Genomic DNA, 16,038 nt, shown 5'->3' on the forward strand with positions numbered 1-16,038 from the left:
CTTATCTTGGTGAAACAAGAGTAGATGGTAACTGTGCAGGTAATTACAAACTGATCCGCAGCTGGAAGGCAGAAGATGCATGTGGTAACAGTGTGACAAAAACACAAACCATCACGGTAACAGATAACAAGCCCCCTGTAATTACTTGTCCGAAAGATGTGCCTTGTGGTTCAACAACAGATCCTTCAATAACCGGCAAAGCAACGGCTACAGATAATTGCGGCGCAGTTACTATTACCTATAGCGATGTTGTTGTTAATAACGTAACAACACGCACATGGGTTGCCAGAGATGAATGTGGTAATACATCTAGCTGTGTTCAGAAAATAGTTACAGGCCCTTGCAGTCATATTTACCATACTGGTACAACCTGTACCGATTACAAGAATCAGCTATTTGGTGCTGAATTGCCACAGATCTGTTATAAAACAAATGGCAATAAAGTAGGAACAGTAACGCCAGGTGTATTCTTTTACTACACATCGTTTACTGCGCCGTCTGCAAGCTTCTGTGTAGATATCGTACAGTCAAACTCATGTGGCATCGCAAACTTCACTGTGCAACAGAGCCAGGTGTCATTATGGGATAACAATTGTTTAAAAGTGGCCTCAGGTGTACAGACAAATGTCGTAGGTAATTCACGGATATGTATTACGAATGCTACACCCGGAGTTGTTTATACAATTTCAGTGAAGTATGATGCAAAATCAATTGAAGGAATTGTAATCAATGGACAAACCTGTACCTACAGCTTCAAGAGTGTCATCAACGGAATCACCGTAGAAGGAAGTACAGGAACAGTTGATCTGGCGCCAAATTGTACGGCAACACCGCCACCATCAACAACGTCTCCTGTAATTACACAGAATGTATCAACTCAAGGCTTATCATCCGGTAGTTTGGAAACAGCGTCAACAACTGTAACAACTTATCCGAATCCATTCTATAGTGATTTAACGATTCGGATTAAGCCAAGTGTTTCCGGTAAAGCCCTTTTGGAGCTATATGATTTAAAAGGAGCACGGCTTGCTGTTATTTTTGTTGGTGATGTGCAGCAGGATATTGAAAAAGTTGTTCGATATCATGTGCCTCCGAAAATGATGCAGACGCTGGTCTATGTACTTACAATCGGAAAAAGTAAAGTAACGGGTAAGCTGATTTCAGGAAATAAGTAATAAATGATAGCAGATATGACAGAACCATGCCCCGTCTTTAAAATCCAGAGTTTGAATCAATGCCACATTTAGTTTCTCTCAAGGCGTGTTAAAAACGGCGAAACCTTCAATGAACGGCTCTCTTTTATAAGAGAGCCGTATTTTTTACATCTATAACTAAATGAAAAAAAGGGAATAATGTTTATAGAGAAAATATCAACCTTTCTATTTTTTTCATTTAGCTTATATTGCTTTCGTTTGTTTTCGATTTTTTTTGATTTTTTGCCAATTTTCTGTAATCTTGCTGCGTAAAACAGGATTATGCTTGCAACTCATCGCCGGGATAAGATCATCGAATTACTGCAGGAAGACGGTTCCGCCAAAGTGCTGAACCTCGCCAAACTGTTTAAAGTAACCGAGGTTACCATTCGGCAGGATCTGGAAAAACTGGAAAAAGATGGGATGATCATCCGTGAACACGGCGGCGCTTATCTCAAAAATGTAAAAGACCAGGTGCAGGCATTTTCGCTGGCCCACCAGGAGCATCTCGATAAAAAAGAACTCATCGCCACAAAATGCCTCGATTTTATTGAAAGCGGCGATACTATCATCCTCGATTCCGGTTCCACCACCACAGAAGTAGCAAAGAAATTGAAGGGCATGAAAAACCTGACGGTCATTACCAATGCGCTCAACATTGCATTGATGCTTGGTGCAGAACCCGGCATTGAAGTAATTGTAACCGGTGGGGAGTTTAAACCGCCAACACTTTCGCTAACCGGGCAAAAAGCAGCCGACTTTTTTAAAGGACTGCATGTGCAGAAACTTTTTCTGGCAACAGCAGGCATTTCACTCAAAGCTGGTTTGACCTATCCCAGCATCAGCGATATCGTGGTTAAGAAAGCCATGATCGAAGCAGCAGAAACAACTTATCTCGTTGCCGATTCAACCAAGATGGGTAAGGCTGCCTTTGCAAGCCTCGGTGCATTGTCGCTCATCGATTATATCATCACCGATAATGGCATTGAAGACAAACACAAACAGGTATTTCAAGACAACGATATTGAATTAATCATAGCAAGTTAAAATTATGAGCACAACAAATTATAAAACAGCAACGCTGGGCGTCATCATCGGTAACCGTGATTTCTTCCCTGATAAATTGGTGGCAGAAGCAAGAACAGAAATTCTTGATCTGTTTAAACAACTCAACATCACGCCAATACTCTTGAGTGATGCCGATACTAAACTCGGCGGTGTGGAAACATTTGCAGAAGCACAGAAATGTGCAAATCTGTTTAAGCAACATGCAGACAGCATCGATGGTATTTTAGTTGTGCTGCCAAACTTTGGTGATGAAAAAGGTGTGGCAGAAACCATCAAATGGTCGGGACTGAATGTGCCTGTGTTGATACAGGCTTATCCCGATGATCTGGGTAAGATGGATGTGGTGAACAGGAGAGATGCGTGGTGCGGAAAAATTTCAGTGTGCAATAACCTCTATCAGTTTGGTATCAAATATTCGCTTACAACAAAACATGTGGTAAGTCCGAAAGACGAGTCGTTTATTACTGACTTGAAAAATTTTACAGCTACATGCCGTGTGGTAAATGGGTTGCGTAAAGTGCGTATTGGTGCAGTAGGTGCACGACCCACTGCTTTTAATACTGTTCGTTATAGCGAAAAACTTTTGCAGCGTAATGGTATTTCTATTACAACAGTTGATCTTTCTGAAATTTTAGGAAATGCCAATAAATTAACTGCGGATGATAAAGCAGTGAAAGAAAAATTGGAGAAAATTCATGCATACACCAACACAGGCTTAACACCTCCTGATAAGCTGGTTCAGATTGCAAAGCTCGATGTGGTGCTTGCAAATTTTATGGAAGAAAATAGTTTGGATGCTACCGCCATTCAGTGCTGGACATCTATTCAAAAAAACTATGGTTGCAATGTGTGTACGAGCATGAGTATGATGAGTGAAAACATGTTACCCTCTGCATGCGAAGTGGATGTAACAGGTACACTCAGCATGTATGCGATGCAGTTGGCAAGTGGTTCACCGTCTGCACTGGTTGATTGGAATAATAACTATGCCGATGATGATACCAAATGCGTGTTGTTCCATTGTGGTAACTGGGCAAAATCATTTTTACCGGATATTTCTATCAGCACTGCACCGATCCTTGGTACAAGTGTTGGCACAGAAAATACATACGGTGCATTGGATGGTCGCACACCAGCAATGCCGCTGACTTACGGACGTATCAGTACCGATGATTGCAAAGGCATCATCAAAGCATACATCGGTGAAGGTGAATTGACCAACGATGCGCTCAACACATTTGGTAACCGTGCAGTTGCACAGATCAATAACCTACAAGGGTTAATGAATTATGTATGCCGCAATGGTTTCGAACACCATGTGGTGATGAATGCCAGCAAAACAGCAGGCATCTTAAAAGAATCATTTGAAAATTACCTGGGCTGGGAAACTTATACTCACGGATGATAAAAAATTGCTCACAGATAACACGGATTGGCACAGATTTTTTTATCAGTGATCATCAGTGAGAAACAAATTATGACGACCAAAGAATTAAAAATAAAATCAATTGAGTATCGTAAGAAAATACTCAAGTACATTCTGCAGGCAAAGGCAGGGCATACCGGCGGCAGTTTATCGTGTACTGATATTATCAATGTATTGTATAACGATGTGTTGAATGTGTCACCACAAAGTTTTACATCGCCTGACCGTGACCGTTACGTACAAAGTAAAGGTCACTGTGTGGAAGCATTGTTTGTGGTGCTGGCCGATCAGGGATTTTTTCCGGAAGAAGAGCTGAATACACTTTGCCGTTATCAATCGCATTATATCGGTCACCCGACAAGAAAAGTGAAAGGTGTTGAACAGAATACAGGAGCATTGGGTCATGGTTTGCCTATTTGCGTGGGTACTGCCATTGCAGCAAAGCTTGATAACAAAGATTACCGTGTGTTCACCTTAATGGGTGATGGTGAATTACCTGAAGGCAGCAACTGGGAAGCAGCATTGAGTGCAGCGCATTACAAACTCGATAATCTCTGTGCCATTGTTGATAAGAACAGTCTGCAGATCACAGCGTCCACATCAGATGTAATGAATACTGATCCGTTGGATGAAAAATGGAAAGCATTTGGCTGGGCTGTAAAAGAAGTAAACGGAAATGATATTGATGAGTTAAGAGCAGCGTTCAACAGTCTGCCGTTTGAAAAAGGAAAACCATCTGTCATCATTGCGCATACAACAAAAGGCAAAGGCGTGAGCTTCATGGAGAATGAATTGAAGTGGCATCATGGTGTGCCAAGCAAAGAACAGTATGAGCAGGCGATGGAAGAATTGGATTCATTGCTCACAGATTTCTCAGATTAACACGGATATAAAAATCTGTGTCAATCCGTGTAATCAGTGAGAAAAAATAAAATCAGGGAGAAAAAAATGGCTGAACAAATAAACATACAACCAGGCGGAGACAAACCAAACCAGGATGTTTTTTCTGAAACATTGCAACGGTTAGCAGAAACAGACCGCAGCATCATTGCTGTTACAAGTGATTCACGTGGATCAGGTAAGCTCGTTCCGTTTGGAAAAAAGTTTCCACAGCAGATCGTGGAAGTAGGTATTGCTGAACAGAATCTTGTTGGTGTAGCTGCAGGTTTAGGTTCCTGCGATAAAAAAGTATTTGCAGTTTCACCTGCTTGCTTTTTAACTGCACGTTCACTGGAACAAATTAAAAACGATATCTGCTACAGCGATCATCCGGTAACTGTTGTTGGTATCAGTGCAGGTGTAAGCTATGGTGCATTGGGCAGCACGCATCACAGTCTGCACGATTTTGCAGTATTGCGTGCCATCAACAATATCAGCATTGTTGTGCCTGCAGATAATTATGAAACAGAAAAAGCAACGGAGCTTGCTGCAGCAAGTGACAAGCCTGTGTATTTACGTTTTGGAAAAAAAATAATGCCATCGTTGAAAACAGATAACAGAGATGGGTTTGTATTTGGTAAAGGAAGGATCATCACCGAAGGAAATGATGTGGCAATTATTGCCAATGGAGAAACGGTTTATCCGGCAGTGCAGGCAGCAGCGTTGCTGAAAGAGCAAGGTATTGAAGCAACAGTGGTGAGTATGCATACCATCAAACCATTGGATACGGAATTGCTTTCATCCTTATCAAATAAGTGCAAAGCCATCATCACTGTAGAAGAACATAGCGTGAACGGTGGATTAGGCGAAGCCTGTGCATCATGGTTATTGCAGCATGGTTATAACAAGCCGTTTAAGATCATGGGTATTCCCGATGAATACACGGTAACAGGTTCGCAGGTGGAAATATTAAATCATTACGGAATAAGTAAAGAAGGAATTGCAAAAGAAGTGTTGAACATCATCAATAAATAATTGCAGTAATAATTCTGCACGATTACAGCAAACGAAAGAAAATGATTGCCCAACGTATCAGGATTTATCTGGGAAATCTGTGAGAGAAAATAAAGTACATGTCTAATAAATATATTCTTGCAATTGACCAGGGCACCAGCTCTACCAAATCACTCATCTTCGATGAGAAAGGACAAGCCATTGCCAAAGGCACGGAGAATTTACATACACATTATCTCGACCATGGTTTTGTAGAACAGGAGCCGGAAGTCATTTATCAAAATGTATTGACATCAGTTGCAAAATGTTTGCAGGAGTTTGCAGCAAAAGGTTTTGATGCATCTGCAATTGCAGGCATCGGCATTTCCAATCAACGGGAAACATTTGTGGTATGGGATAAAACAGGAAAGCCATTGCACAATGCAGTGGTGTGGCAATGCAAACGTTCGGTGCAGATCTGTGAAGAGTTGAAGCAACAGGGTTTGTCTGAACAGGTAAATCAGAAAACAGGTTTAGTGATCGATCCTTATTTCTCTGCAACAAAACTCATCTGGCTCAATAGAAATAACGAAGCTGTAAAAAGTGCTATTCAACAAAGCGAAGCTTATTTCGGTACCATCGATACATGGTTACTCTACAAATTCAGCAACGGTAAAGCGTATGCAACTGATTATACCAATGTATCAAGAACATTACTCTTCAATCTGCATTCATTGCAGTGGGATCAAGAATTGATCGATGCATTTGGCTTAACAGGTATTCAGTTGCCCGAAGTAAAATCATCGTCAGCATCTTTTGGCGAAACAACATTGGATGGTTTGTTTGCACAGCCTGTTCCTGTTACTGCAATGATCGGCGATTCGCATGCCGCTGCTTTTGGCGAAGGTTGTTTTGAAGCTGGCACAGCCAAAGCAACTTTGGGTACTGGTTGCAGCATACTCATGAATATCGGTGATAAACCTGTGCAATCGAACAACGGTATGGTCACCACCATCTGCTGGAGTATCGATGGACGTATTGATTATGCATTTGAAGGTGTGATCGTTTCTTGTGGTGCTACTATTGAATGGTTAAAGAATGAACTGAATTTATTTACAGATAGCAAGCAAACAGAAGCTATGGCAACAGCAGTTGCCGATAACGGCGGAGTATATCTGATCCCGGCTTTCAGCGGATTGGGTTCACCGCATTGGCAAGCGGAACGCAGAGCGTCCATCAGCGGAATGAGTTTCGGCACAACAAAGAATCATATAGTACGGGCTGCGTTGGAATCAATTCCCTACCAAATAAAAGATGTGGTAAGCGCCATGCAGTCCGATGCAACTTTTGCATTAAAAAGTGTAAACATCAACGGGGGTATTTCAGGTAATCGTTTTGTGATGCAGATGATCGCCGATCTGTTACAGATCAACATCACCCGCTCTGCAGTAGCCGATGCTTCGGCATTGGGTGCTGCATTTTTAGCCCGGCTTGGAGCAAAATTGTATAAAAACCTGGAGGAGTTGAAAGCTTGTCTTGCGGTTGATACGGTCTATCAGCCCAACGCCGAAAGCAAATTTGAAAACTTTTACAGGCAATGGCAGCTACGGATACAGGATTATAGCAATCTCCCTTCTTAATTCTGAAAACAAACTGATGTGCGGCTGCCTTGCAAAACAGGGGCTGTATACTTATGCCCGCCTGTTGGAAAATAATCCATCAAATCAGTAAAACCTTCCATTGAACGCCCCGCCCGCCTGTTATACCTTGAACTTCGGATAAAACAGGTGATTTTGGCTTTAAAACAGGCCTGTTTTGGTTAAAAAACTGATTGCAGCCAGCTATGTTTATACAGAAGTATTTCGAAGAATTCAAGTTAAACGATGTTCGCCAAACAAAAGGCCGAACTATTACAGAGACTGATATTGTGATCCACGCCGGTCAGTCGGGCGATTTTTTTCCTCATCATATGGATGAAGAGTGGTGCAAAAGCCAGCCGTTTAAAAAACGCATTGCACATGGTACGCTCATTTTTACTGTTGCAGTTGGTTTAACCGCCGATTTTGTAAATGAAGTAAGCATGACCTATGGTTATGAGCGCCTTCGTTTTATTAAACCGGTATTTATTAACGATACCATTAAGGTAACAGTTACCATAAAAGAGTTGAAAGATCATAAAAAACCGGAATACGGTTTAGTTACTGAGTTAGTAGAATGTTTTAACCAGCACAACGAGTTGGTGATGCTGTGCGAACATATTCTCATGGTTAAAAAAGGAAACAGTTAAGCATGCAAAAGATTGTATTGAATGGTATAACGTGGGGGCATAGTCGTGGAATAACTCCTTTGCTTGCAGTATCGCAACGCTATTCTGAATTATATCCCAACGTTGAAATAAGATGGAAAAAGCGAACACTACAGGAGTTTGCTGATTTTCCAATTGAAGAACTCACGAAAGAATATGATCTGCTCATTATCGATCATCCATGGGTTGGCTGTGCAGATGCCACAAATTGTGTATTGCCACTCAATGAATATATAGCTGCAGATTATTTAAGAGATCAGCAGGAAAATTCTGTTGGGCTTTCGCATATCAGCTATAACTATAATAATAAACAATGGGCTTTGGCCATTGATGCTGCAACACCTGCGGCCAGTTACCGGAAAGATCTGTTGAGCGATGTGCCGCAAACCTGGCAAGATGTAATTGTATTGGCAAAGCAGGGTAAAGTAGCGGTGCCTGCAATTCCAATTGATCTGCTCATGAACTTTTATACATTCTGCATTGCAAACGGTAAAGAACCGTTTCAAAACGAAGAAGAAGTAATTGATGCAGCAACAGGCATACTTGCCATTGAAACCATGAAGGAACTGTACAGTGTGGTAGATAAGAAAATGTTCAGCTGCAATCCTATTGCAGTGGCTGAGTTAATGAGTACAACCAACGATTATTACTATTGTCCGTTTGCATACGGTTATTCCAACTATGCACGCAAAGGTTATGCACAACACTTGTTGCACTATACAGATGTGGTTGCCTTTAACGGAAAAAAATTAAGAACAACCATTGGCGGAACCGGACTTTCTGTTTCAGCTTTCAGCAAACACAAAGAAGTGGCGGTTGATTTTGCAAAGATGATTGTATCGGGCGAGTGCCAGCGTACCATGTATGTACAACATGGCGGTCAGCCCGGTCATCGTAGTGCATGGATCGATCCTTCGGCCAATCATTTAACCAATTACTTTTTTACGCAGGTGTTACCTGTAATGGATAATGGTTATATGCGTCCACGTTACAATGGTTACCTGCATTTTCAGGATCATGCAGGCGATCCGTTGCAGCAATGTTTACTGCACGATACCGATCCGCAAAAAGCACTCGATGCTATGAATACTATTTACGAACAGAGTTTAGCCAAACAAACAGCTTTAACCGCATGATGCATTTACCCTTACAAGGAATAGTGGTGCTGGAGTTTTGCCAATATTTATCCGGTCCTTCAGCTGCTTTGCGATTGGCCGATCTTGGAGCAAGAGTAATCAAAATCGAAAGACCGGGCACAGGCGATGCAGGAAGAAAACTGGCCATTAAAGATCTGTGGGTAGATGACAGTTCGTTGCTGTTTCATACCATCAACCGTAATAAAGAAAGTTTTACTGCTGATCTTAAAAATGAAGAAGACAAAGCAGTACTCTATCAACTTATTCAGAAAGCAGATGTACTCATTCATAATTTCCGTCCCGATGTAATGGGTAAGAACGGGCTCGATTATGCAACGGTGCAAAAGTTCAATCCAAAATTGATTTACGCCGAAATATCAGGTTATGGCAAAAAAGGTCCGTGGAAAAACAAACCGGGACAGGATCTGCTTTTGCAATCAATGGCCGGACTTGCATACACAACTGGCAATGGCAGTAACGGCCCTGTGCCGTTTGGTATTTCTATTACCGATATTATGGCCGGTTCGCAATTGGTGCAGGGTATTTTAGGTGCACTTATCCGTCGGCAAAAAACAGGTAAAGGTGCATTGATAGAAGTAAGTCTGCTGGAGTCGTTACTCGATTTTCAATTTGAATTACTCACTACTTATTTCGCTAGTGGCCAACAACCAAAACGAAGTGTTATTGCAAATGGTCAGCCGTTGTTGGGAGCGCCTTATGGTATTTACGAAACAGCAAATGGTCACCTGGCATTGGCCATGATGGATCTGCATCAGTTAGCCGATACCATTGGTTGTGCTGACTTGAAAACATTTGCTAAAGAAGATGCTTTTGCAAAGCGTGATGAGATTAAACAGCTGCTGGTCGATCATCTGTTAAAGAACGAAACCAATTACTGGTTAAGTTTATTGCAGGATGCAGGCTTGTGGGCCATGGAAGTAATGAACTGGGATGAGTTAACGGAACATGAAGCATACCGTGTATTAAAAATGGAACAGGAGATAACCGTCAACAACCATGCAATAAGTACAACAAGATGCCCTATTCGTATTGATGGCGAAAGATTGTTATCCGCAAAACCTGCGCCGCAACTGGGCGAACAAAACGAAACGATAAGAGGCGAGTTGATAGCCGGGAGTTGATTGTTTATAGTTTGAAGTTTATGGTTTATAGTTAAATGTTACGGGTTAAGAGTTATGAGTGAGGTGCGGAGTGTTTATCCCCTCCCGGGAGGGGTTGCAGGATTTTACAGAGCAGAGTGGCAAAGGGGGTGGGTTTTAAAAATGAGTAATGAATGATGAGTAATGAGCATGTTTCTCATTCACCATTCACTATTGACAATTCACAATAAAAATGAAACTATTAGAAGATATATTGATCATTGATTTCAGCCAGTTCCTTTCGGGACCATCCGCTGCATTGCGTTTGGCCGATATGGGAGCGCAGGTGATCAAAGTGGAGCGGCCGGGCACAGGCGATATTTGCCGTGAGCTCTATGTGAGCGATGTGATGATTGAAGGCGAGTCAACTATTTTTCATGCCATCAACCGCAACAAAGAAAGTTATGCGGCCGATCTGAAAAATCCCGATGATCTGTTTAAAGTAAAACAGCTCATTGCAAAGGCCGATGTGGTGATGCATAATTTCCGTCCGGGCGTAATGGAACGCATTGGTTTGGATTACGCAAGTGTAAAACAAATCAAGCCCGATATTATTTATGCTGAGATCAGTGGTTATGGTGCAGAAGGCCCGTGGAAAGATTTGCCCGGCCAGGATCTGTTACTGCAATCGGCATCGGGTTTAGCATGGCTTAGTAATAACAACGATGAAAGTCCAACACCTATGGGTGTAGCGGTGGTGGATATCATGGCAGGCACACATGTGGCGCAGGGAATTTTAGCTGCACTCTTTCGTAAAGGACAAACAGGCGAAGGCGCTTTGGTGCAGGTGAGTATGTTGGAGAGTATTCTTGATTTTCAGTTTGAGGTATTGACCTGTTATTACAACGATGGCCGGCAGTTGCCTGTGCGTGGCGCAGTAAACAGTGCACATGCATATATTGCGGCACCTTATGGTCTCTATAAAACAAATGATGATTACATTGCATTGGCAATGACCAATATTCCAACGTTGGCCGGGCTGCTGCAATGCGAACCGTTAAAAGAATTCATTAACAGCAACGATTGGTTTTCGAAGCGTGATGAAATAAAAGCCATACTGGCAATGCATCTTGCAACACAATCTGCACAGCATTGGTTGGCAGTATTGGAAAAAGCAGATGTTTGGTGTGCTCCCGTAATGGATTATGATGCATTGGTAAAACAGGAAGGGTACCGTGTATTGGAAATGGAAATAAACGTAAAGACAGGGAACGGACTAACGGTGAGTACCACCCGCTGTCCGATAAAAGTGGATGGCGAATTGTTAGTGTCGGAAAAAGGTGCGCCAACATTGGGAGAGCATAACGAACAGATAGAACAACAGTTTGGATTAACTTCTCACTTACAGGATGTAAGTAAATAAGGCTTTGCCAATGATACAGAAGATTGCTGATACACATGTTCATATATGGGACTTTCACCGTGCTGAATATGCATGGCTGAAAGATAATACCAGCATTCTTAATCGTACTTACTCAATTGAAGAAATAGAAACCGAACGGATAGATGCAGGAATTACAAAAGGTATTCTTGTACAGGCAGCCAATAATTTTGAAGATACCGATTGGATGCTGCATGTAGCAGTAAACACAAACTGGATCGCAGGTATTGTAGGTTGGTTGCCCTTAACCGATCCTGAGGCAACATTAAAAGCACTGCAACGGAAATACGGCAAAGAAAAATATTTTAAAGGTGTTCGTCATTTGATACATGATGAACCTGATGCTGAATGGTTGTTACAACCGGAAGTGATCAACAGCCTGCAGATATTGGCCGATCATAATATTCCTTACGATGTAGTAGGCGTTTTACCCGAACATATTGAAACCGCTTTGGAAGTGGCAAACAAAGTTCCTGAGTTGAAGATGGTGTTCGATCATCTCAATCAACCACCCATTGCAGCAAAAGAACAATTTGGCAGGTGGGGTGAGTTGATGAAAGAAGCAGCACAGCATAAAAATTTTTATGCAAAAATTTCAGGACTTGGTGTAACCGCACAAAAAGGCGAAAGTTGGACAGCTGATGACATTAAACCTTATGTGGGTTTTGCACTTGAGCAATTTGGAGCTGATCGTTGTTTTCTTGGTGGCGATTGGCCGGTTGCATTGCTGGCGGGTTCTTACAACCACGCCTGGAAAAATTATAAAGAAGTAATTCTTGAACTCGTAGATAAATCAGCAGCAGAAAAAATATTTTATTCCAATGCTGCAAACTTTTATTCTTTTTAAATCATCTGCAAAAGAGTATGGAAGTAATTAACGGTGTTTTGTTTCATGCAGTAGGTGCTTCCAGCGCTTCGCTTTGCTATACACCTCAAAAAAAAGTAAAAGGGTGGAGCTGGCAAACTTATTGGCTGGCGCAGGCAGCCGTGTGCTGGTTGTTATTACCCTTGCTTGTTGCTTATATCACCATCCCGCAAATAACAACTGTATTAAAAGAAGCGCCTGCTTCAGCTATGCAGAATAGTTTTTTATTGGGCTTGGCTTATGGAATTGGTGGTACTGCATTTGGTATCGCTATCCGTTATGTTGGTTTTTCGTTGACCTATGCTATCTCTGTTGGCATCAGTTGTGTGTTAGGTACATTGTTGCCGCCATTGGTAGCCGGAACACTGGGAACTATTCTTTCAGGAGCTGGTGCCGGTTATCTCATCAGCGGGGTAACCATGGGTGCTATTGGTATTGCTGTATGTGGGTTGGCTGGTCGCAGTAAAGAAAAAGATATTGAAAAGCAATCAAAGACTGAATCTGTTTTCTCTTTGGCAAAGGGATTGCCACTTTGTTTATTAGCAGGCGTGTTATCAGCTTTGTACGGCTTTTCGTTAAATCAAGGTCAACCCATTGCAGATGTAGCTGCAAAATATGGCGCAGGAAATTTCCAGGGAAATGTTATTTATATTTTTTCGAATTCAGGTGCATTCATCAGCACTATGATCTATTGTTTGTATTTACATCGTAAAGAAAAAACATTTGCGGAGTATAAAACAACAGGAGAGAGTGGATTGGGTATGAATTATCTCATGTCGATCTTAACTGGCATGCTGTGGTACGGACAGTTTTTCTTTTATGGATTGGGTCATGTACGCATGGGCAAGTATGAATTCAGTAGTTGGGCCATTCACATGATCTTGTTGGTGTTGTTAAGTGCCATAACAGGTTTGTTGATGAAGGAATGGAAAAACAGTAGTGGTAAAACCATTCGGCTACTTGCTGTTGCCATTATTATATTGATCACAGCAGTTTTATTATTAACACAAGGAAACAAGCTCGGAGCTGTTGGTTAAAAATTCAGAAGTTGAAATGGTGAATCATCAAAGAGATATTGCTTCTTTACAATTGCCAATTTATATTATTGGTGCTGGCGGTATTGTAAATGCTGCACACCTTCCTGCCTATATGCTGGCGGGTTTTCATGTTGCGGGCATTTGTGATATTGATCCATCAAAAGCGTATACGACAGCAGAACGTTTTGGTATTAAAGAGGTGTTTGCAAGCCCGGAGGAATTATTGAAACAGTTACCTGCAAATGCAGTGATCGATATTGCAGTGCCCGGCCCTGCATTGATTCCATTGTTGGAACAATTGCCTGATGGTGCGCCGGTGTTGTTGCAAAAACCAATGGGCGAAGATGTTGAATCAGCAAAGAAAATCCTTGAGATCTGCAAGCGGAAGAACCTGCATGCAGCAGTTAATTTTCAATTGCGTTATGCACCGTTCATTCTCGAAGTAAAACGAATGATGGCAGAAGGATTGCTCGGCGACATCAACGATATTGAAGTGAATGTAAATGTGTACACGCCCTGGCATTTGTGGGATTTCTTAATGAAGTCACCTCGTGTGGAAATTCTCTATCACAGCATTCACTACATCGATCTTGTTCGTCATATACTCGGCAATCCCGTATCGGTGTATGCAAAATCAACAAAGCATCCGAGTATGCCTGCTCTTGCATCCGTACGCAGCAACATCATCATGGATTATGGTGATATGATCAGAGCAAATATTTTGACCAATCATTGTCACAACTACGGTACACCCAAACAACAATCGTACATCAAGTTTGAAGGAACAAAAGGTGCAGTGCTCATCAACTTTGGTGCACTCATCAATTATCCTCGTGGCGAAGCCGATAGTTTTGAATATGTTTTTTTAGAAGATGGAAAAGAACCGGTGTGGCAGGAAAAGAAAATTGAAGGCAGTTGGTTTCCACATGCATTCATCGGCACAATGGAACAGGTAATGCTGGCTGCTGCAGGAAAAATTGAAAAGCCTGATAACGCTGTGGAAGATTGCATTTACACAATGGCATGTACTGAAGCGGCATACATGAGTTGCCAGCAAGGTGGTATTCAACTTAACGAACTGATTTAATAAACCCTGACGGCGGCTATCAGCCCCGTCAGCGGTTATAAATATTTTTTTAATTCTGTTACAACCGCCGTCAGGGTTTTCAACCGCTGACGGGGTTGCAATTTTTTAAGAGCAGCGTGCAATGAAAAAACAACTGGTATTTGCATTTTTATTTTTTACACAATATTTGTTTGCTCAACAACCAGCGTTCCCTGGTGCGGAAGGTTTTGGTAAATATGCAACAGGAGGAAGAGGAGGCAAAGTTGTTGCAGTAACCAATCTCAACGATAGTGGCGAAGGAAGTTTCCGTTGGGCATTGGAACAATTTCCTGGCGAAGCGTTAACGGTTATCTTTCGTGTATCAGGAATTATTGAATTGCAATCGAAGATCCAGATCAAACGTTCCAACTTAACAATAGCCGGACAAACAGCTCCCGGCGATGGCATCTGTTTAAAAAATCAATCACTCATTTTAAATGGTGCTTCATCAAAAGGTAATCATGGCAATATCATTGTCCGTTTCATTCGTTCACGTCCCGGTGGTACATTAAAAACAGGATTGTATGGTTTTGATATGGAGAACTGTCATGATGTAATTGTTGATCATTGCAGTTTCAGTTGGGCCAATGAAGAATGTGCAGCGATGTACGATACAAAGAATGTAACTGTGCAATGGTGTATTGTGAGTGAAGGTTTGTACGAAGCTGGTCATCAGAAAGGACATCGTTCATACGGTGGTGTATGGGGCGGACAGTATGCGTCGTATCATCACAACTTATTGGCGCATCTCAACAGTCGTGCTGTTCGTTTCAATGGAGCAAGGGCACATGATACTATTGCGTTGATCGATTACCGTAACAATATTATTTACAACTGGGGCAATGCCAATGCTGCTTATGGCGGCGAAGTAAATATTGCAGGCGGCGTATCGCAGGTGAATATCGTTAACAATTATTACAAACCCGGTCCGGCAACTTCATCAGAATTAAAATTTGTCAACGCTTCTTTTCAAAAAGAAAACAGCAAAGGAACAGGACAATGGTTTGTGGAAGGTAATATCATGGAGGGCGATAAAGCATTAACGAAGAAGAATGTGAATGGCGTTGATCTGAAAGCACAGGGTTATCCTTCAGAAGCAATTTCAGACAAAGCATTTCCTGTAAACATTGCATTGCCCGTTGAAACTGCAAAAGAATCATACGAGAAAGTATTACGTTATGCAGGTGCCATCTTTCCGAAACGTGATGCAACAGACGAACGTGTAGTGAACGAAACAAAAACAGGGACAGCAATTGGCAGAGGTGTGTTTGGTAAGCCCGGCATTATTGATAGTCCGGTTGCTGTTGGTGGTTGGGCTGAATATATAACTGCAGCTGCACCTGTTGATACAGATAATGATGGTATGCCCGATGCATGGGAAACAAAAAAAGGTTTGAATCCAAATGATGCAAATGATCGCAACAAAGTGGATGCAAGCGGTTATACCATGCTGGAAATTTATTTAAACGAATTAGTGGAAGTGAAATAAT

Annotated in this window: 14 protein-coding genes; all 14 read left to right on the forward strand. The window is 41.9% G+C overall.

Going from position 1 to position 16,038, the window contains the following annotated elements; all coding sequences use genetic code 11:
- Nucleotides 1–1,175 (forward strand): hypothetical protein (locus ESA94_RS21510; RefSeq protein WP_205756015.1); only part of this gene is annotated, 1,175 nt, incomplete at its 5' end.
- 300 nt (nucleotides 1,176–1,475) lie between these two features.
- Nucleotides 1,476–2,240, forward strand: a complete 765-nt coding sequence (locus tag ESA94_RS18325) for a DeoR/GlpR family DNA-binding transcription regulator (RefSeq protein WP_129132403.1) — start codon at nucleotides 1,476–1,478, stop codon at nucleotides 2,238–2,240.
- 4 nt (nucleotides 2,241–2,244) lie between these two features.
- Nucleotides 2,245–3,666, forward strand: a complete 1,422-nt coding sequence (locus tag ESA94_RS18330) for an L-fucose/L-arabinose isomerase family protein (RefSeq protein ID WP_129132404.1) — start codon at nucleotides 2,245–2,247, stop codon at nucleotides 3,664–3,666.
- A 27-nt stretch (nucleotides 3,667–3,693) separates the two neighbouring features.
- On the forward strand, nucleotides 3,694–4,569 hold the full coding sequence (locus tag ESA94_RS18335; RefSeq protein ID WP_240671093.1) for a transketolase: 876 nt from the start codon (nucleotides 3,694–3,696) through the stop codon (nucleotides 4,567–4,569).
- A gap of 66 nt (nucleotides 4,570–4,635) precedes the next feature.
- Nucleotides 4,636–5,601: a transketolase family protein gene (locus ESA94_RS18340; protein ID WP_129132405.1), complete on the forward strand. Its 966-nt coding sequence runs from the start codon at nucleotides 4,636–4,638 to the stop codon at nucleotides 5,599–5,601.
- Between the two features lie 98 nt (nucleotides 5,602–5,699).
- Nucleotides 5,700–7,199, forward strand: coding sequence for an FGGY family carbohydrate kinase (locus ESA94_RS18345; RefSeq protein WP_129132406.1), 1,500 nt, complete (start codon nucleotides 5,700–5,702; stop codon nucleotides 7,197–7,199).
- Between the two features lie 203 nt (nucleotides 7,200–7,402).
- On the forward strand, nucleotides 7,403–7,846 hold the full coding sequence (locus tag ESA94_RS18350) for a MaoC family dehydratase (RefSeq protein ID WP_129132407.1): 444 nt from the start codon (nucleotides 7,403–7,405) through the stop codon (nucleotides 7,844–7,846).
- Between the two features lie 2 nt (nucleotides 7,847–7,848).
- Nucleotides 7,849–9,000: an extracellular solute-binding protein gene (locus ESA94_RS18355; protein ID WP_129132408.1), complete on the forward strand. Its 1,152-nt coding sequence runs from the start codon at nucleotides 7,849–7,851 to the stop codon at nucleotides 8,998–9,000.
- Complete coding sequence (locus ESA94_RS18360; protein WP_129132409.1) at nucleotides 8,997–10,142, forward strand: CaiB/BaiF CoA transferase family protein; 1,146 nt, start codon at nucleotides 8,997–8,999, stop codon at nucleotides 10,140–10,142. The genes ESA94_RS18355 and ESA94_RS18360 overlap by 4 nt, the downstream gene beginning before the upstream one ends.
- Nucleotides 10,143–10,353: 211 nt before the next feature.
- Entirely contained in the window at nucleotides 10,354–11,523 is a 1,170-nt protein-coding gene (locus ESA94_RS18365; RefSeq protein ID WP_129132410.1) for a CaiB/BaiF CoA transferase family protein, read from the forward strand.
- 10 nt (nucleotides 11,524–11,533) lie between these two features.
- Nucleotides 11,534–12,388 carry an amidohydrolase family protein gene (locus ESA94_RS18370; protein WP_129132411.1) on the forward strand — a complete coding sequence of 285 codons (855 nt, stop codon included), beginning with the start codon at nucleotides 11,534–11,536 and terminating at the stop codon, nucleotides 12,386–12,388.
- Nucleotides 12,389–12,405: 17 nt separating this feature from the next.
- Nucleotides 12,406–13,443 (forward strand): L-rhamnose/proton symporter RhaT, encoded by a 1,038-nt coding sequence (locus tag ESA94_RS18375; RefSeq protein ID WP_129132412.1) that lies wholly within the window; start codon nucleotides 12,406–12,408, stop codon nucleotides 13,441–13,443.
- 16 nt (nucleotides 13,444–13,459) lie between these two features.
- Nucleotides 13,460–14,530, forward strand: coding sequence for a Gfo/Idh/MocA family protein (locus ESA94_RS18380; protein WP_129132413.1), 1,071 nt, complete (start codon nucleotides 13,460–13,462; stop codon nucleotides 14,528–14,530).
- Between the two features lie 121 nt (nucleotides 14,531–14,651).
- The gene (locus ESA94_RS18385) at nucleotides 14,652–16,037 is read left to right on the forward strand and encodes a pectate lyase (protein WP_129132414.1); all 1,386 of its coding nucleotides are present in this window, start codon (nucleotides 14,652–14,654) and stop codon (nucleotides 16,035–16,037) included.
- Nucleotide 16,038: the final 1 nt, after the last annotated feature.

This window comes from Lacibacter luteus, assembly GCF_004118265.1.
Lineage (GTDB): Bacteria > Bacteroidota > Bacteroidia > Chitinophagales > Chitinophagaceae > Lacibacter > Lacibacter luteus.

Bases quoted from the DNA above. Each gene is read 5' to 3' on its own strand.
- ESA94_RS18330 (WP_129132404.1), top strand. From the start codon at position 2,245: ATGAGCACAACAAATTATAAAACAGCAACGCTGGGCGTCATCATCGGT.
- ESA94_RS18370 (WP_129132411.1), top strand. From the start codon at position 11,534: ATGATACAGAAGATTGCTGATACACATGTTCATATATGGGACTTTCAC.
- ESA94_RS18325 (WP_129132403.1), top strand. From the start codon at position 1,476: ATGCTTGCAACTCATCGCCGGGATAAGATCATCGAATTACTGCAGGAA.
- ESA94_RS18375 (WP_129132412.1), top strand. From the start codon at position 12,406: ATGGAAGTAATTAACGGTGTTTTGTTTCATGCAGTAGGTGCTTCCAGC.
- ESA94_RS18350 (WP_129132407.1), top strand. From the start codon at position 7,403: ATGTTTATACAGAAGTATTTCGAAGAATTCAAGTTAAACGATGTTCGC.
- ESA94_RS18345 (WP_129132406.1), top strand. From the start codon at position 5,700: ATGTCTAATAAATATATTCTTGCAATTGACCAGGGCACCAGCTCTACC.
- ESA94_RS18340 (WP_129132405.1), top strand. From the start codon at position 4,636: ATGGCTGAACAAATAAACATACAACCAGGCGGAGACAAACCAAACCAG.
- ESA94_RS18365 (WP_129132410.1), top strand. From the start codon at position 10,354: ATGAAACTATTAGAAGATATATTGATCATTGATTTCAGCCAGTTCCTT.
- ESA94_RS18380 (WP_129132413.1), top strand. From the start codon at position 13,460: ATGGTGAATCATCAAAGAGATATTGCTTCTTTACAATTGCCAATTTAT.
- ESA94_RS18385 (WP_129132414.1), top strand. From the start codon at position 14,652: ATGAAAAAACAACTGGTATTTGCATTTTTATTTTTTACACAATATTTG.
- ESA94_RS18355 (WP_129132408.1), top strand. From the start codon at position 7,849: ATGCAAAAGATTGTATTGAATGGTATAACGTGGGGGCATAGTCGTGGA.
- ESA94_RS18360 (WP_129132409.1), top strand. From the start codon at position 8,997: ATGATGCATTTACCCTTACAAGGAATAGTGGTGCTGGAGTTTTGCCAA.